Genomic DNA, 17,045 nt, shown 5'->3' with positions numbered 1-17,045 from the left:
GCCTGTTTTCATTAATGGTTCGGCGGTGCGGCTGCGAGCAGTTGCGCAAAACTGGTGCAATCCACGCCCAAGGTGGAGAGCGCGGTTTCCTCAGTATCCACGAGAATCGGCACAACTGAGGGAAACGGTTCCCACGAATTCACCACAAGCTGTCCGATCGTGCGCCCGACTTCGGTGGGCACATAGTAAGCAATCAGCGTTTGGCTGCGCTGATTGACAAAGGCTTCGGCCTTGTGGGCCTGAGTGGACATGAGATCGACATAAGACCCGTCCCATTCTGTCACTTCCGACATATCTACGAGATGTTTTTGTCCCGGTTGGAAATCTGCATGTGACAGATATTCAGAAAAGACGCGCATGGTGTCCTGTAACGTGGCAACCCCGACGTAGCGCACAAAAACGAGGCCGTGTTGAGGGAGAATGCGCATGGTTGCGGGCATGTGAGATCCTGAAGTCATAGAAAAAGAGGCGGAAAAACCGCCTCTTCAGTAAAATCACAGATGTTTAGGGGGATCAATTATCCCAAAGTGTTAGTCCATCTGTTTGAAGTGGAACTCACCGCCTTCTTTGATGCCCGAAGGCCAACGTGAGGTCACGGTTTTGGTGCGTGTGTAGAATTTGAACGCGTCCGGACCGTGCTGGTTCAGGTCACCAAAGGCGGATTTCTTCCAGCCACCAAAGGTGTGATACGCCAGCGGCACGGGGATCGGAACGTTCACGCCGACCATGCCGATGTTGATGCGGTTGGCGAAATCACGTGCGGTGTCGCCATCACGGGTGAAGATCGCGGTGCCGTTGCCGTACTCGTGATCCATCGCCAGACCCAGTGCTTCTTCGTAGTTTTCCGCGCGGACCATCGACAGGACCGGACCGAAGATTTCGGTCTTATAGATGTCCATGTCTTTGGTCACGCGGTCAAAGAGGTGTGGCCCAACAAAGAAACCATCTTCATAGCCTTGCAGGCTGAAGTCGCGGCCATCGACCACGAGGTCAGCGCCTTGGTCGACACCGGTTTGTACCAGACGCAGGATGTTGTCCTTGGCGGCAGAGGTCACAACGGGGCCGTAGTCCACGTCGTCGCCTGCGGTGTATGGCGCGATTTTGAGCTTTTCGATGCGCGGGATCAGTTTGTCGCGCAGTTTGTCGGCGGTTTCCTCGCCAACAGGAACCGCAACGGAGATCGCCATGCAGCGTTCGCCTGCCGCGCCGTAGCCCGCACCAACAAGGGCGTCTGCGGCTTGATCAAGATCGGCGTCGGGCATGATGATCATGTGGTTTTTTGCACCGCCAAAGCACTGAACGCGCTTACCCTGGGCACAGCCGGTGCCGTAGATGTATTCGGCGATCGGGGTGGAGCCAACAAAGCCAACCGACTGGATGGTGTCGTCATACAGGATAGCGTCCACGGCTTCTTTGTCGCCGTTCACCACCTGAATGATGCCTTTGGGCAGGCCTGCCTCTTCGAGCAGTTCTGCGAGCATCAGAGGCACGGAAGGGTCACGCTCGGACGGCTTCAGGATGAAGGCGTTGCCGCAGGCGATCGCGGGGGCAAACATCCACATCGGGATCATGGCCGGGAAGTTGAAGGGCGTGATGCCCGCGGTCACACCAAGCGGCTGGCGCATGGAGTAGATGTCGATGCCGGGGCCGGCGGCGTCGGTGTATTCACCTTTGAGCATCTGCGGGGCAGCGATGCAGTATTCCGCCACTTCCAGACCACGCTGAATGTCGCCTTTGGCGTCAGGGAAGGTTTTGCCGTGTTCACGGCTCAGGGCCTCTGCCAGCTTGTCCATGTCGCGGTTCAGAAGGTCAACGAATTTCATCAGAACGCGTGCACGGCGCTGTGGGTTTACAGCGCCCCAAGCGGGTTGTGCGCTGGCTGCCGCGGCAACTGCGGCGTCCATTTCGGCTTTGTTCGCGAGCGGCACTTTGGCCTGAACCTCGCCCGTGGCCGGGTTGTAAACGTCGGCAAAGCGGCCAGACGTGCCTTTGACGTGTTCGCCGTTGATATAGTGAGTCAACTCTTGCATGGCATCCTCCATTCCATTTGCCGCAGAGAATAGGCTTGCAAAAATCCCTTGAAAAGCGACAAGTATTCAAAACAGCTTTGCAAAAATGCAGTAGGAGGTGTGGATATGGCAGTTCAATCGGCGCAATGGGACGATTTGAGGGTGTTTCTGGCGGTGGCGCGAGAAGAAAGCCTGTCGGCAGCAGGGCGGCGGCTAAATGTCGATCCGGCAACCGTCGGGCGACGGGTTTCTCGGTTGGAAAAGGCATTCGAGACACCTTTGTTTGTAAAGTCTCCCACAGGCTACGCGCTTACTGATGCGGGGCAGAGATTGATGGCCCATGCGTTGCGGGTGGAGCAGTCCCTTGAGGAAGCCGCTGAGGATATGATTGGGCAAACCACTGGATTGTCAGGGCAAATTCGTATTGGTGCGCCTGACGGTGCAGCGAATTATCTGTTGCCGCAGGTCTGTGCCCAAATTGCCGAAGACAACCCGGATCTCGAAATTCAGATCGTGGCCTTGCCGCGCGTTGTGAGTTTGTCGCGGCGCGAAGCGGATTTGGTCGTCGCGGTGAGCGCGCCGACGGCGGGCAAGCTGACCGTGCAGAAAATTGCGGACTACAAACTGCATCTTGCGGCGGCACGGTGGTATTTGCGTCAACACCCAGAGATCACATCCATTGACGATCTGCGCGATCATATGGTGATCGGCTATATCCCCGACATGATTTTTGACAAAGAGTTGGACTATCTGAATGAAACCGGCGTCGAAAAAGTCAGGTTGGCGTCAAATTCGGCCAGCGTTCAGTTTAACTGGGTCAGGCGCGGCGCTGGCATTGGCATCGTGCACGATTTTGCCATCCCTTCGGCAAAAGGCATGGTCAAAGTGCTACCTGAGAGTGTGTCCCTTACCCGCAGTTTTTATTTGATACGGCATGCGGATGATCGGCGGCTGGAGAGGATGAACCGGTTTTCTGAGGCGCTTTGTGATGGGTTGCGCAAGGAAGTTGCGCGATTGGAAGCGCAAACTTGACAAATCGTGCGCTTTAGAGCGACGCTTACCTTAAGGAATTTTAAAATAGGACCGGAGGTAAGCCCATGCTCGTACACCAGATTTTGAAGTCCAAGGGGTCAGAAGGCGTCTTCACTGTCAAACCCGGGACACTGGTGTCTGAGGCGGCCCAGTTGCTGGCGGAAAAGCGGATCGGGACGGTGATAGTCTCGGCCAATGGCGAGACACCGGACGGGATTTTGTCGGAACGCGATATTGTGCGTGAGCTTGGTCAGCGCGGGGCAGGGTGCCTTGCCCATTCGATTGATGAATACATGACCGCCAATGTTGTGACCTGCGCCCCCAACGATGATGCGGTCACCGTTCTTGAAAAGATGACAGAAGGGCGCTTTCGCCACATGCCGGTGCTGGAAGACGGCAAACTTGTGGGGCTGATTTCGCTGGGCGACACGGTAAAGGCGCGGCTGAGTGAACTGGCGATGGAGAAAGACGCGCTTCAGGGCATGATTATGGGGCACTAGACGCAGGCCAAGATGCCGTTGCGTCGCGATCCCCGCAGAAATACCCATGCGGCATTGAGGTGCTTGCAATCGGGCGCGCAATAATGTTGCGTGCGCGCAGGACCAAAGGGAGGCACCCATGCGCACGGCACTTTACCCCGGCACGTTTGACCCGATCACGCTCGGGCATGTTGATATCATCCGCAGAGCGTCTGTGTTGGTGGATCGGCTTGTGATTGGTGTTGCGATCAACCGTGACAAGGGGCCTCTGTTCACGCTGGAAGAGCGCGTGGCTATGATCGAAGGTGAATGTGCCAAACTGTCGGAAGAGACTGGCACCGAAATTGTCGCACATCCGTTTGAAAATCTGCTGATTGATTGTGCCAAAGAAGTGGGCGCGCAGATCATCGTGCGCGGATTGCGGGCTGTGACGGATTTTGAGTATGAATATCAGATGGTTGGAATGAACCGTGCCTTGGACAGTTCCATCGAGACCGTTTTTCTGATGGCGGACCTGAAACATCAGGCCATCGCCTCTAAGCTGGTCAAAGAAATCGCACGGCTGGACGGGGATGTGTCGCAGTTTGTGACCCCGACAGTTAACGCGGCCTTGCTGGAGCGGTTGGGCAAGACCTAGGGCGACAGGGCGAAGGACAAATCAAATCGGCGGCTTTCGGGCCGCCTTTTTTGTTGGCTGTATCGCGTCGGTATCATGTCGGTATTGCATCGGTGTCCGCGTGCGGCGGCGTCAACCGAGTACAACAGCGGGCCGATACCCTTCGCGCAGCGCCGTGAGGGTCGGGTTGGGCGTCAGAACACACACACGGCCCGCCGGTTTTGTCACTGGATCAGCGTATCCGGAGGGCAAAAACGGATGCATCGCGTCTTGCCAGATCAGGGCGGGACCCTGCTCTGTGAGAACAAATGTCCCGTCAGGCAAATCGGCGCAGTCGGCCTCGTGTCGGCGCTGGCCAAAGGTGCGCGGGATTGCGCGTGCTGCATGCAGCCGGGTATCGAATTCCGTCACACGCCCGCGATGTCCTGCGGCGGCGAGATAGGCGGTGTAGTCGGCGCGACGGCATTCGCAACAGGGGCGGTGGCCAGCTGCCAACGCGACGGCTTCGTCAAAAAAGAACAGTTCTGTGTAGCGGTTTGGGGCCATCAGTCGGCGCCGCCGGTTTTTGAACGCAAGCACGCAACACACCCAGGCCTTGTGTCGCCAGCGTCTGTGGGTCAGATGGCCGTGGTGATGCGCGGTCTCGTCGTGCAGGACGCCACGGTTGCCAAGAAAGGCGCCTCGGGTCGGGATGGCGATGATCTCTCCGGTGGGCTGAACACGGTTCTGGCGGGGCATGTGGCTCTCCTTTGGGTGAAAGCCTAGCACGGATTTGGCCCCCGTCAGCCGGTCGGTTCGCTGACAGTGCCGCCGCCGACCAGAGCCATGACGCCGGTTGTGGCAGGGCAGCTTGTGGGCAAGCCACGGGCCACCCGCACCGCAAGGTAAGCAAAGGCCTGTGCCTCCAGCATGTCACCGTCCAGTCCCACATCTTCGACCGCCACAACAGGGCAGTCGAGCGAGACCCGCAGCATTTCCATCAGGACGGGATTGTGGCGTCCGCCGCCTGTGACCAGAACGCGGCTTGGCGGGGTGGGGCAGTGGGCCATGCCCTGTGCCACCGACGCTGCGCACATGGCGGTCATTGTGGCGGCGGCATCTTCGTCGCTGAGTTCGCGTACCAGATCCATCATTTCAGGAAAATCGTTCCGGTCCAGAGATTTGGGTGGCATTCGGGAGAAGTAGGCCTCTTGCAAAAAGAGTTCCAGAGCGCCCGTTGCAACGGTGCCCGCAGCAGCGACCTTGCCGCCCTCGTCAAAGTTCAGCCCGCGTCGTGCCCGCAACAGATCGTTGATTGGCGCGTTGGCGGGGCCGGTATCAAAGGCCAGCAACGCGCCATCGTCCTCGGGCGCGGATTTGCTGGGGTCGACCCACGTCAGATTGCCCACGCCCCCGAGGTTGAGAAAGGCAACGGGGTCTTTTGCGTGAAACCATTTGGCGCAGGCAAAATGGAAGAAAGGCGCCAAGGGCGCGCCTTCGCCGCCCAGTTCAACGTCCGCGGTTCGGAAATCCCAAACCACCGGCACTGCAAGGCTTTCGGCCAGCGTCTGACCGTCGCCGACTTGACAGGTGCCCCGACCGCGCGGCTCATGCGCCAATGTCTGGCCGTGAAACCCAATCAATTCCGCGCCTTGAAAACTGCCCAGCACCTCGGTGTGGGCCGACTCGATCACTTCGGCGGCGGCCTCGGCCTCCGGACCCGACCAATGGCCCAGTGCGGCCTCAAGAACCTTCTGTTCTTGCTGCGAATAGGCGCGATAGGTGCTTTCACCGAAACGATGGATCGTGAGACCGTCGGTCTCGACCATGGCCGCATCCACGCCGTCCAGAGAGGTTCCCGACATGGCGCCCAAGGCGCGTATGATCCGGTGGCGGTTATTGGCCTGCATCATGGCCTTTTCCTTCTGCTCATCCGCGCCTATACACGGTTTCGCAGACAATACGGGATCGACACCATGACCTACCAGCCCAAATCGGAATTTCTGACCGTGATGCTTGAGCGCGGCTTTGTCGCCGATTGCACAGATTACGAGGCGCTAGATCAGGCGCTGCTGAATGGTGTGGTTCCCGGCTATATCGGTTTTGATGCAACGGCCAAGTCTTTGCATGTGGGCTCGCTCATCCAGATCATGATGCTGCGTTGGCTGCAAAAGACCGGACACAAACCGATCACCCTGATGGGCGGCGGCACCACCAAGGTGGGTGATCCGTCTTTCCGCGCCGATGAACGCCCGCTGCTGACCAACGAGCAGATTGATGCCAATATTGCCGGCATCAAGCAGGTGTTTGCCAAATACCTCAGCTATGATGAGGGCGACACGGGCGCGCTGATGCTCAACAACGCCGAATGGCTGGATGAACTGAATTACCTCGAATTCCTGCGTGACATCGGGCGGCACTTCTCGGTCAATCGCATGCTCAGCTTTGAAAGCGTGAAGTCCCGCATTGATCGCGAACAATCTCTGAGCTTTCTCGAATTCAACTACATGATCCTGCAGGCCTACGACTTCCTCGAGCTGAACCGCCGCTATGGCTGCATGGTGCAATTCGGTGGCTCGGATCAATGGGGCAACATCGTCAACGGCATCGACCTGACCCGCCGTGTGGATGACGGTCAGGTCTTTGGTTTGACCTCTCATCTGTTGACCACCTCGGATGGCAAGAAGATGGGCAAAACCGCGGATGGCGCGGTCTGGCTCAACGCCGAAATGCGCAGCACCTATGAATTCTGGCAGTTCTGGCGCAACACCACCGATGCCGACGTGGGCCGCTTCCTCAAGCTCTACACCGAGCTGCCGATTGCCGAATGCGATCGCCTCGGTGCGCTGGAAGGCAGCGAGATCAACGCCGCCAAGATCATTCTGGCCAATGAAGTCACAACCCTCTGCCACGGTGCCGAAGCGGCAGCCGCCGCCGAAGCCACCGCACGCGAGGTCTTTGAAAAAGGCGGCGTGGGCGACGACTTGCCCACCGTGACTCTGACCGCCGAAGAACTAGGCGACGGTGTCTCCATCGTGCAGCTGATCGTGAAAACCGGCCTCGCCAAATCCGGCAAAGACGCCAAGCGCCTGATCAAGGAAAATGGTGCCAAGCTGGATGACGCACCGCTGACCAATGCTGGCCTGATGATCGACGCCGCCGCTTTGGCCACGCCGATCAAACTTTCTGCGGGAAAAAAGCGTCACGCGCTGGTGCAACTGGACGGATAAGCGGGTTTGCCGCCCTCGCGGAGGGGCCGGAAAACCCGGCAGGCATGGCGCCTGCGCAACGCCATATCGCAAGGGCTCGCCTTTTTGGCGGGCCTTTTTGCTTTTCCTATTGCCGGAAATACCTCGGGGTGAATGCGCCGCAGGCGCAGAGGGGCTGGCCCCTGATCTGGCACTGGACAGGCAGGGTGCTCTCGGGTTATTTGAACGCACGTTCATATACCGGAGGAGCCCGCCCATGAAACTTGATCAAACCTGCGCCGTGATCACCGGGGGCGCCTCGGGACTTGGCGAGGCCACCGCCCGCCATTTTGCCGGAAACGGCGCCAAGGTTGCGCTTTTTGACCTCAATGAGGAGCGCGGCATGCAGGTCGCGGCCGAGTTGGGCGGCACGTTTCACAAGACGGATGTGACCGACGAAGCCAGCGTTGCCGAAGCGATTGCGGCGGCCAAGGCTGCCATGGGCACCATCACCGCCGCTGTGAACTGCGCAGGCATTGCGCCTGCGGCGACCACCATCGGCAAAAACGGCGCGCACCCGCTGCACACCTTTCAAAAGACCATCGACATCAACCTGGTTGGCTCTTTCAACGTTGCCCGACTGGCGGCTGAGGTTATTGCGGAAAACGACGCCGAAGCCGACGGCGCGCGGGGCGTGATCATCAACACCGCCTCGATTGCTGCGATGGATGGCCAGCGCGGGCAGGCGGCTTATGCGGCCTCCAAAGGCGGCATTGTGGGCCTGTCTTTGCCGATGGCGCGGGATCTGGCGCGCGCGGGTATTCGCGTAATGGCCATAGCACCTGGCATTTTCCTGACGCCGATGCTGCAAGGCCTGCCGCAAGAGGTTCAGGACCAACTGGCCTCTGACGTGACCTGTCCGAAACGCCTTGGTGATCCTTCGGAATATGCGCGTCTGGCGGGCTTTATCGTTGAGAACGGGTATCTCAATGGTGAGGTGATCCGCATCGACGGCGCGCTGCGGATGCAGTGATCTGACCGGATGCGCGGGCTCGCCGAGCATCCGTAAACGCTGTATTTGTGCGTTCAGCGCGGGATGTCGAACTCCGGCGCGGCCAGTTCAAATCCTTCGAAGCGGAACGCAGGCGACACCGTGCAGCCAACCAAAGTCCAGTCGCCCGTGCTGCGGGCGGCTTGCCAGTGGCCTTCGGGCACAATCAGTTGCGGCAACTGGCCCGCAGCCAGATCGGGGCCCAGCACCGAGTCTGTGGCCGGGCCTTGATCGGTTTCAGAGAGCGACAGGATCAGCGGCGCGCCCGCGTAGTGGTGCCAGATTTCGGCGGCGTCAACGCGGTGCCAGTGGCTTGCCTCTCCACCCTTAAGCAGGAAATAGATTGCGGTGCCGGCGGGCCGGTCTGCGCCATTGGCAGGTGCGATCCATGTCTGGCGATAGTGTCCACCTTCGGGATGCGGGGCGAGGTTGAGGTGGGCGATGATCTGATCTGCGGTCATTGAGCTGTCCTGCGAGCAAGTGTTTGGCCGTATGGTGCAGGAATGATCCTGAGGGGCAAGCGTTAAAGCAAAGCTGTGAGGGCAGTTCTTGTGGCAGCGGCGACTTCGGCAGGGGCCTCGAGGGGCAGGAGGTGGCCATAGTCGGGCAGGTGCGTAAACGGCAAGTCGGGGCGAGCTTTTTGCAGAGCCTGCGCGATGGCAGGATCCATAAAGAGGCTGGGTTTGCCGACAATGATCTGCGTCGGCACGGAGATCTTTTTCAAGGTCGGTAGGATGTGTGGCGGGTGCGCGTACAGATGTGCCTCCCAGATGCGGGGGTATTCCAGTTTCACACCGGTGCCGTCAGCAACAGTCAGCGCTTGGATCAGGCCGCGCAGGGTGGCGTCGTCAAAGCGGCGATAGGCGCGGGAGGCACGGTAATCGCGATAGGCGGCCTCCAGGGTTGGCCAGTTGGTTGGACCGCGCAGCACTTCGGCGGCCGGTCCACGTGTTTGGCGCATTTTGTAGGGCACAAAGCGCAGCATCAAGTGGATGCGGCCGGTGACACCTGAGGGTTCTATCAGCACAAGGCCTTTGAAGAGATCAGGGCGTTTGACGGCGGCCATAGCGGTTGTGGCGGCACCGATGGAATGGCCAACCATAAGAATTGGCTCAGACTGCGTGGCTTCGATCCATGCGATGAGGTCGTCCGCAAGGAGATCCCAGCCGCGTTTTGGATCGGGCATCGGTGCGTCAGGCCAAAGAGGACGCATGGCGGGTGCCGCCAGATCAAATCCGGGAGCAAGTTGCGTCAAAAATGGTATATAGCAGCGCGGCCCAAGTGCTGTTGCGTGATGAAAGACCACTTTGGGACCATCAGGCGCGCTGTTCAAAGAGGGCATGGTGCCGGTGGCGAGTGGGGTTTGGAGCCAGTGCAATGTCATGAGCGCAAGCTGCGGGGGGATGGTATGTGGTGCAAGCGTGACGTTGCGGGATGGCAGGCGCGACCTTTGGCGCGGCCTTAGGTCTTGAAACTGAGCTTGTGATCGGCCAAATACGCTTGAAATTGGCACTGAGGAGAGGGAAGGCCCGTGACAATCACCGAAGCAGAAATCAGTCAGGCGCTTGAGATTTGGGGCAATGGTCTTGTGGCGATTGCCACGGCCTATGACGCGGATGGTATCGAGGCCGCGCGTCCTTTGGCCGAAGAGGTTATCGATGAGGCCTATGGCTACGATATGGGGCCGGTTTTGTTCAAGCCGACTTTGGCGAGCGGTGATCAGACCTTCCGTACCGAAAAAAAAGGCGCGCTGAGCTATTTTGTGGCCCATGACGAGGCCTATCCGCGCGACGGTGGCTTTGCCTTGATGGGCTGGCGTGATGTGGAGATGGTGCGCGCCGCAAGTTTTATCAGCGGTGATGTCGCGATGTGGCAGGGCTGGGGCATCTTTACCGACAAGGATGGCAATGTGACCAAGGCGAACAAGAGCTTTGGGTACAAGAAGGACGCTGATGGCGTGCTGAGGATTGTGTTGCACCACAGTTCGCTGCCGTACCAGCCTTAAACCACATGTGATTTTCAGACGAAAAGCCCTGCAGAGATGCGGGGCTTTTTGCTTTTGGACCGCCAGCCTCAAAACAGAAATCCTTGATTTTTTATCATGTTACAGCCGAGGATAGCCTAAATATTTCAAAAGGAGATTGTAATGCGTAGTGTGACAACTCTCTATGCGTCTGTGGCGGCCTGCTTTTTTGGTGGTGCAGTTCTGGCCGAAGAGCCCCCCCCCCAAACACTGTTTACCAATGTGCATGTCTTTGATGGCGTGAATGAGGCCCGTTTGGAAAACGCCTCTGTGCTGGTTGAAGGCAATTTGATCAAGACGGTCAGCCAAGACGCGATCGATGCGCCAAACGCCACAGTGATCGACGGAGGTGGGCGGACGTTGACGCCCGGATTTGTTGAAGCACACGCGCATCTGATGCTGATGGGGCCGAGCCTTCCGTCAATGGAAGCGAACACCACATGGGAAGATTTTGCCATTCACGGAACCAAGATGGCTGAAATGTACCTGATGCAGGGTTTCACGACAGTCAGGGATGCAGGCGGCGGTAATGGCGGGCTGCGGCGTGCCATCGATTCAGGCCAAATCGTTGGCCCGCGCTACTATCCCTCCGCCGCCTTTATCGGAACGCGGGGTGGTCACTCGGATTTTGCCAATTTCACCGCGCCTCCGGGGACCGAGACCAATATGAGCCGGCTAAATATGGCCCGTGAAGCGGACAATCCCGGCGACGTTCAGAAATATGGGCGCAATAACTTCCGCATGGGGGCGACGCAACTAAAGTACATGCAATCAGGTGGCGTGGTGTCGGCCTTTGACCCGTGGCAGTTGCTGGCGGGCTCGCCGGAAGAGATCAAAGCCGCGGTGCAAGTTGCCAACGAATACGGAAGCTATGTGATGGCGCATTCCTATCGCAAGGAGGCGATCATGGGCGCGCTGGAAGCTGGCGTGATGTCGATTGAGCACGGGTTTTCTTTTGATTGCGAGATTGCCGAACTGATGAAGGAGAAGGGCGCGTTTATCACAACCAATCTGACCGCCTTTGACCCCGGCCTGTTGGACATTCCGGCGGTGGCCAATGTGCCCGCAAGCCTTGCCAAAGCGAAATCGGCGTCTGCCACTTTTGCCAACTACATCCCCAACATGAAGGAATGCCCGGTTAAACGCGCCTTTCAAACCGATTGCGTCGGCTCAGTCGAGGCCTGCAATATCCAGATTGCCTATGAAAAGAAGCTGAACAACGATTTCTTCGGCGCCTACACCTCTTTGGTCACGATGACCTCGACCGGCGGAGCGTTGGTCGGCCTGTCAGGTGATTTCATGAACCCCTATATCGAGGGCAAGTTGGGCGTGATCGAGGAAGGGGCATATGCGGACATCCTGTTGATGGATGGCAACCCGTTGGAAGATTTTTCCGTGGTTGGAACCGGCGACAAGTGGTTTGGCGCGGAACCGCGTCCTGAGAGCCCTGAGACCCTTCGCATAATCATGAAAGATGGTGTGATCTACAAAAACACCCTGAACTGACGTCATGCGGAGTTTGTTTACACTTCTGGCAGGGATCGTGACACTTTGGTCGCCGATCTGGGCTGTTGCGCAAACGCAGGGGTTGTCAGGCCCGTCCTCTGTGGCGGCGGATTTGATGCCCGGAGATGGGTTGACCGACCCGCAGTTCCGCTCTGATTTTCCGCGAAATGTCGCTCCACAGTGGTTTGCTTGGAAGGACGGCTTGGCGGAGCAGGGTGTCAAATTCAACTTTGATTACCTGAGCCTTGGTCAATGGTCGGACGCCAGTGTCGGAGCGGGTGAGGCCGGAGGGGGCATTGCGCGCATTTACGGCAGTTGGCAGGCCACCGATCGCGGCAGCTTGACGTTCAAGGTCGAAAATCGTCACAGCTATGGCAGTGTCGCGCCGCAATTTCTGGGATTGGACGGCGGTGCGCTGTCAATCACGGGAACCGCCTTTAACGACAACGGCACCATGCTGACCAACCTGTTTTGGACGCAACGGGCCGCGAACGGCGCGTGGACCTTGCAGTTCGGGCATCTGGATGTGACGGATTTCGTCGATCTTTATGGGGCAGTGAGCCCTTATTCGGGGTTCCAGAACCTGGCGTTTAACACCAACCCGACGATCAACACGCCCAATCAGGGTTTGGGGATCGCCGGCGGGCTGCGCCTGAGCGACAACTTCTATATGGTTGGCAGTCTTGCGGATGCAGATGCGGATCCGACAAGTCCGGACTTTGACGTGTTTGACAACGGTAATCTCTTCAAAAGCCTCGAGATTGGCTACACGTCCGGCATGGATCGCATCTATTTTGACAACGTGCATATCACCCTTTGGCACGCGGATGGGTCCGCGGCGCTTGGTCGGGCCGAAGATTGGGGGGGCGCGTTTTCGGCGGCTTGGTTTGTGAACAACAAATGGCTGCCGTTTGTGCGGGCTGGGGTCAGTCAGGGCACGGCAGCGTTGTATAAGAAATCGGTCTCGGCCGGGGTGGCCTATTACGGGCGCAACACAGATGCCGCCGGGTTTGGCCTAAATTGGGCCGAGGCTGCTGAGTCGAGCGCCGGGCAGATCACCGCGGAAGCGTTCTACCGGTTCTCGATTTCACCGGGATTGCAGATTACGCCGTCGATTCAGGTGATTTCCAATCCGCTGTTGCCCGGGGCGACCGATGACGTGATCACCCTATTTGGTTTGCGAACGCGTCTGGTTTTCTAGCTCGGGGTTTCCCGCGAGACAAAAAAGCCCCGCCGGATAGCGGGGCTTTTGTGTTTGTCGGTGGCTCAGCTCACTTGAGGATCGAGCGGCCCGCATATTCGGCGGTCTCGCCGAGGATTTCCTCGATGCGGATCAGCTGGTTGTATTTTGCCAGCCGGTCCGAGCGGGACAGGGAGCCGGTTTTGATCTGGCCGCAGTTGGTGGCAACCGCGAGGTCGGCGATGGTGGCGTCCTCGGTTTCGCCGGAGCGGTGGCTCATCACGTTGGTGTAGCGCGCGCGGTGGGCCATATCGACAGCCTTCAGCGTTTCGGTCAGCGAACCGATCTGGTTCACTTTGACCAGCATGGAGTTGGCTACGCCTTGTGCAATGCCGTCCGCCAGACGGGTCGGGTTGGTCACGAAGAGGTCGTCACCCACCAGCTGTATTTTGTCACCGATCAGGTCGGTCAGGGCTTTCCAGCCGTCCCAGTCGTCTTCGTCCATGCCGTCTTCGATCGAGATGATCGGGTAGTCTTTGCAGAGGTCGGCGAGGTACTGCGCGTTTTCAGCAGACGTCAGGGATTTGCCTTCGCCCACCATCTCGTATTTGCCGTCCTTGTAGTACTCGGAGGAGGCGCAATCGAGCGCGAGGTAGATATCCTCGCCTGGTTTGTAGCCGGCTTTTTCGATGGAGGTCATCACGAAGTCCAGCGCCTTGCGGGTGCTTTCCAGCGCCGGAGCAAAGCCGCCCTCGTCACCGATACCGGTGTTGTAGCCTGCGGCAGAGAGTTCTTTTTTCAGGGTGTGGAAGACTTCGGCGCCCATGCGGATGGCTTCGCGGATGTTGTCCGCAGAGACCGGCATGATCATGAATTCCTGAATGTCGATTGGGTTGTCGGCATGCTCACCACCGTTGATGATGTTCATCATCGGAACCGGCAGAACACGCGCCGAGGTGCCGCCCACGTAGCGGAACAGCGGCTGTGTGGTGTAGTCAGCGGCGGCTTTGGCAGCAGCCAGAGAAACGCCGAGGATAGCGTTGGCGCCAAGGCGGCTTTTGTTCGGGGTGCCGTCCAGTTCGATCATGGCCTGATCCAGCGCGACCTGTTCGGTGACGTCCATACCCACAAGTTCTTCTGCGATTTCACCGTTCACAGCGTTGACCGCTTCCAGAACGCCTTTGCCCATGTAGCGGTCTTTGTCGCCGTCGCGTTTCTCAACGGCTTCGTGCGCGCCGGTGGAGGCGCCGGACGGCACAGCGGCGCGGCCCACGGTGCCGTCTTCCAGCGTTACGTCGACTTCGACGGTCGGGTTACCGCGGCTGTCGAGGATTTCGCGGGCGAAAATGTCAATGATGGTGCTCATGATGAGGAGTTCCCTGAACTGGCCAATTTTGTTGGCGCAGTCATAGCAGGGAGAGATCAAAAGTAAACGGTATCTGGTAGCGCTAACGGCGGTTTTTGCGGCAGGTTAGGGCTAACAGTGACAGGATGGCTCAATTGCCCGCGGTGGCGGCGCGGGCCAAACGTTGTTCGCGTACAAAAGTATAGAGTCCTGACGCGATGATCAGCGCGGCGCCGGCAAGAGTGGGCAGGTCCGGCTTTTCCCCGAAGACCAGCATGCCCAGGGCCATTGAAAAGACCAGCCGGGAGTATCGGAACGGTGCCACGACGGAGGCTTCGCCGATGCGCATGGCGGTCACGATGCCGAGATAGGCGGTGGTGCCAAAAAGGATGGCGCCAGCCAACATGGAGAGTTCCGGTGTTTGCAGGCTTTGGTATCCGGTGCTTCCCATGGCGACCATCAAAGCCCCCGCGGGGATCAGCGACAGGAAGCCTTGCAGCGAGACCACATAGGAGGAGACCGCCACGTCGATGCGGCGGGTGAGAAGGTCGCGCAACGCAATGGCAAAGACCGAGCCGAGAACAAGAAGAGTGTTGGGGTCAAAGGCATCCAATCCGGGGCGGATGATCAAGAGGACACCGGCAAAACCGGTGGCAATCGCGCTCCAGCGCCGCCAGCCGACCTGTTCCCCCAAAAAGAGCGCCGCGCCCATGGTGATCACCAATGGCAGGGTCTGAAAAACAGCGGCAACGGTTGAAATGTCGACGCGGGCCAGAGCGGTGGCAAACATCATCGCACCGACGGCTTCGCAGCTGGCGCGCAAGATCATCATGGGCGACCATCCGGCGGCGGTGAAAATCCGGTGGCCCTGAAGCCGTGCCAAAAGCACAAAAATGCCCACTGAACCGAGCCCCAGAGACATCAGGATCTGCCCCGTGGGCAAGGTCGCAGAGAGCGATTTGATAAACATGTCTTCGAGCGAGAAGCCGAGCATGGCGGCCACAATCAGAAGAATGCCTTTGACGTTTTGCATGGGAGATCCGGAGTGCGCGTTTCAAACCAGCAAGTGATGGCAGCAATTCAGCGAAAGGAGCAAGTACGATTGCGGCGGCCGAGCAAGAATATTTGTGACGCCAAGCATCACGGTTTGTTGGGCAGGAGCGGGGTGGGAGGACCGCGACCGCAACTGCGCCGTAGACATTGGTTTGCCGCCCGTCTTTAGAGCGGGCGGATTTTGAGCGCCGTGATGCGGTTGGCTTCTCGCGCGGTGACTTCAAAACGGAAGCCGTGGAAAGAAAACACCTGTCCCACTGTCGGGATCATCTGCGCTTCGTGGATCACGAGACCGGCGACGGTGTTGGCCTCTTCGTCGGGCAGGTTCCAGTCGGTTGCGCGGTTGAGATCACGGATGGTCATCGCGCCCTCGATCAGGAACTGGCCGTCCTCCGATTTGCGGATCGGGTGGTCGGTGTCTTCGTCAAACTCGTCGGTGATTTCGCCAACAATTTCCTCGAGGATGTCCTCTAGCGTGATCAGCCCCTGAAGCGATCCGTATTCGTCGACCACCAGAGCAAAGTGGCTGCGGCGGCGCAGGAATTGGCGCATCTGGTCGTCCAGAGATGTGGTCTCGGGAATGAAGTAGGGCTCGTTTGCGACTTCGGTGATGTCCAGAGACAACAGGCTTTCAGGCCCGCCGTCAGGGCCTGAGACGCGGCCGGTGATGGCGCGGAAGAGGTCTTTGGCATGCACAACGCCGACGATGTTTTCGGGATCGTCCTTGAACACAGGCAGGCGCGTGTGATTGCTTTCCAGACACTGGTTCAGGATGTCACGCGGGTTGTCGTCGGCATTGATCATCTGGATGCCGGAGCGATGCAGCATGATTTCTTCGACGGTGCGATCAGACAGATCCAAAGCCCCGAGAATGCGGTCGCGGTCTTCTTTTTCCACGATGCCTTCGGAGTGGCCAAGCTGGATTGCTCCGGCGATTTCCTCGCGCACGGCAAGGATGTGGCTGTCAGGGTCGATCTGCACGCCAAAGACGCGCAGCACGCCGCGTACGAAAAAACGCACAGCGGACACAATCGGAGCAAAGATCGTGACGATGACGCTGATCGGGGCGGCGACAAAGGCCGCCGCGCCTTCGGGGCGGGTGATGGCATAGGTCTTGGGCAGCACCTCGGCAAAGATCAGCACCAGCAGGGTCATCACCAAAGTCGCCAATGCAACGCCGCCTTCGCCAAAGGCCTTGGTAAACAGGGCGGTGGCGAGAGAGGTGGCAAGAATGTTGACGAGGTTGTTGCCCAGCAGCACCGAGCCGATCAGACGTTCGCTGTCTTCGGTTACGGCGAGAGCGCGTTGCGCGCCCCTGGAGCCTTTGTCGGCCTGTGTGCGCAGTTTGCCGCGCGACGCGGCGGTCAGCGCGGTTTCAGAGCCGGAGAAGAAGGCGGATAGCAACAGCAGGCCCAGGATCACGCTGGCGCTGATCCAAAAGGCGGTGTCGAGGGACGCGGCGGTCGAAATGGTGTCAGTCATAGCAAAGCTGTTATGGGAGTGGCGGGGCGCGGGATCAAGGGAAATGGCTGCGAATTGCGCAGGATGTTGCTTGGCGGTTTTGTGAATTCCTTTTGGAAGGGT

General features: G+C 58.8%; 17 protein-coding genes. 8 read left to right on the top strand and 9 right to left on the bottom strand.

Annotated elements, in window-relative coordinates:
* Nucleotides 1-11 precede the first annotated feature (11 nt).
* Nucleotides 12-440 carry a hypothetical protein gene (locus BM069_RS04560; RefSeq protein WP_093320780.1) on the bottom strand — a complete coding sequence of 143 codons (429 nt, stop codon included), beginning with the start codon at nucleotides 438-440 and terminating at the stop codon, nucleotides 12-14.
* A gap of 90 nt (nucleotides 441-530) precedes the next feature.
* On the bottom strand, nucleotides 531-2,030 hold the full coding sequence (locus BM069_RS04555; protein ID WP_093321351.1) for a CoA-acylating methylmalonate-semialdehyde dehydrogenase: 1,500 nt from the start codon (nucleotides 2,028-2,030) through the stop codon (nucleotides 531-533).
* Between the two features lie 105 nt (nucleotides 2,031-2,135).
* Between BM069_RS04555 and BM069_RS04550 the strand changes: the two genes are divergently transcribed.
* The 3 genes from BM069_RS04550 (at nucleotide 2,136) to coaD (ending at nucleotide 4,157) form a co-directional block, all read left to right on the top strand.
* Nucleotides 2,136-3,041, top strand: a complete 906-nt coding sequence (locus BM069_RS04550; RefSeq protein ID WP_093320777.1) for a LysR family transcriptional regulator — start codon at nucleotides 2,136-2,138, stop codon at nucleotides 3,039-3,041.
* 65 nt (nucleotides 3,042-3,106) lie between these two features.
* On the top strand, nucleotides 3,107-3,541 hold the full coding sequence (locus tag BM069_RS04545) for a CBS domain-containing protein (protein WP_093320773.1): 435 nt from the start codon (nucleotides 3,107-3,109) through the stop codon (nucleotides 3,539-3,541).
* A 118-nt stretch (nucleotides 3,542-3,659) separates the two neighbouring features.
* A complete protein-coding gene (coaD, locus tag BM069_RS04540; protein ID WP_093320770.1) occupies nucleotides 3,660-4,157 on the top strand; it encodes a pantetheine-phosphate adenylyltransferase in 498 nt (165 codons plus the stop codon).
* A gap of 111 nt (nucleotides 4,158-4,268) precedes the next feature.
* Here coaD and BM069_RS04535 read toward each other — a convergent pair whose 3' ends face one another.
* Nucleotides 4,269-4,874, bottom strand: a complete 606-nt coding sequence (locus tag BM069_RS04535) for a hypothetical protein (protein WP_093320767.1) — start codon at nucleotides 4,872-4,874, stop codon at nucleotides 4,269-4,271.
* A gap of 44 nt (nucleotides 4,875-4,918) precedes the next feature.
* The gene (locus tag BM069_RS04530; RefSeq protein ID WP_093320764.1) at nucleotides 4,919-6,028 is read right to left on the bottom strand and encodes an anhydro-N-acetylmuramic acid kinase; all 1,110 of its coding nucleotides are present in this window, start codon (nucleotides 6,026-6,028) and stop codon (nucleotides 4,919-4,921) included.
* A gap of 63 nt (nucleotides 6,029-6,091) precedes the next feature.
* Here BM069_RS04530 and tyrS point away from each other — a divergent pair, with 63 nt between their 5' ends.
* Nucleotides 6,092-7,345 (top strand): tyrosine--tRNA ligase, encoded by a 1,254-nt coding sequence (gene tyrS, locus BM069_RS04525; protein WP_093320762.1) that lies wholly within the window; start codon nucleotides 6,092-6,094, stop codon nucleotides 7,343-7,345.
* A gap of 235 nt (nucleotides 7,346-7,580) precedes the next feature.
* The gene (locus BM069_RS04520; RefSeq protein ID WP_093320759.1) at nucleotides 7,581-8,336 is read left to right on the top strand and encodes an SDR family NAD(P)-dependent oxidoreductase; all 756 of its coding nucleotides are present in this window, start codon (nucleotides 7,581-7,583) and stop codon (nucleotides 8,334-8,336) included.
* A gap of 53 nt (nucleotides 8,337-8,389) precedes the next feature.
* Here the strand turns inward: BM069_RS04520 and BM069_RS04515 are convergent, their stop codons facing one another.
* Nucleotides 8,390-8,815: a cupin domain-containing protein gene (locus BM069_RS04515; RefSeq protein ID WP_093320756.1), complete on the bottom strand. Its 426-nt coding sequence runs from the start codon at nucleotides 8,813-8,815 to the stop codon at nucleotides 8,390-8,392.
* A gap of 62 nt (nucleotides 8,816-8,877) precedes the next feature.
* Nucleotides 8,878-9,738 (bottom strand): alpha/beta fold hydrolase, encoded by an 861-nt coding sequence (locus BM069_RS04510; RefSeq protein ID WP_093320755.1) that lies wholly within the window; start codon nucleotides 9,736-9,738, stop codon nucleotides 8,878-8,880.
* Nucleotides 9,739-9,885: 147 nt separating this feature from the next.
* Between BM069_RS04510 and BM069_RS04505 the strand changes: the two genes are divergently transcribed.
* The 3 genes from BM069_RS04505 to BM069_RS04495 all read left to right on the top strand — a co-directional run bounded on the left by BM069_RS04505 (nucleotide 9,886) and on the right by BM069_RS04495 (nucleotide 13,084).
* Entirely contained in the window at nucleotides 9,886-10,359 is a 474-nt protein-coding gene (locus BM069_RS04505) for a phosphoribosyl-AMP cyclohydrolase (protein ID WP_093320752.1), read from the top strand.
* A gap of 141 nt (nucleotides 10,360-10,500) precedes the next feature.
* The gene (locus BM069_RS04500; protein WP_093320750.1) at nucleotides 10,501-11,883 is read left to right on the top strand and encodes an amidohydrolase family protein; all 1,383 of its coding nucleotides are present in this window, start codon (nucleotides 10,501-10,503) and stop codon (nucleotides 11,881-11,883) included.
* Nucleotides 11,884-11,887: 4 nt separating this feature from the next.
* On the top strand, nucleotides 11,888-13,084 hold the full coding sequence (locus tag BM069_RS04495; protein ID WP_093320747.1) for a carbohydrate porin: 1,197 nt from the start codon (nucleotides 11,888-11,890) through the stop codon (nucleotides 13,082-13,084).
* A gap of 70 nt (nucleotides 13,085-13,154) precedes the next feature.
* Here BM069_RS04495 and eno read toward each other — a convergent pair whose 3' ends face one another.
* From eno to BM069_RS04480, 3 genes are all read right to left on the bottom strand, one after another.
* Nucleotides 13,155-14,429, bottom strand: coding sequence for a phosphopyruvate hydratase (eno, locus tag BM069_RS04490; protein WP_093321348.1), 1,275 nt, complete (start codon nucleotides 14,427-14,429; stop codon nucleotides 13,155-13,157).
* A 130-nt stretch (nucleotides 14,430-14,559) separates the two neighbouring features.
* Complete coding sequence (locus tag BM069_RS04485) at nucleotides 14,560-15,441, bottom strand: DMT family transporter (RefSeq protein WP_093320745.1); 882 nt, start codon at nucleotides 15,439-15,441, stop codon at nucleotides 14,560-14,562.
* 185 nt (nucleotides 15,442-15,626) lie between these two features.
* The gene (locus tag BM069_RS04480) at nucleotides 15,627-16,943 is read right to left on the bottom strand and encodes an HlyC/CorC family transporter (protein WP_093320742.1); all 1,317 of its coding nucleotides are present in this window, start codon (nucleotides 16,941-16,943) and stop codon (nucleotides 15,627-15,629) included.
* Nucleotides 16,944-17,045 lie beyond the last annotated feature (102 nt).

This window comes from Shimia haliotis (assembly GCF_900114415.1).
Lineage (GTDB): Bacteria > Pseudomonadota > Alphaproteobacteria > Rhodobacterales > Rhodobacteraceae > Shimia > Shimia haliotis.
This window is presented reverse-complemented; position numbering and strand designations above follow the sequence as displayed.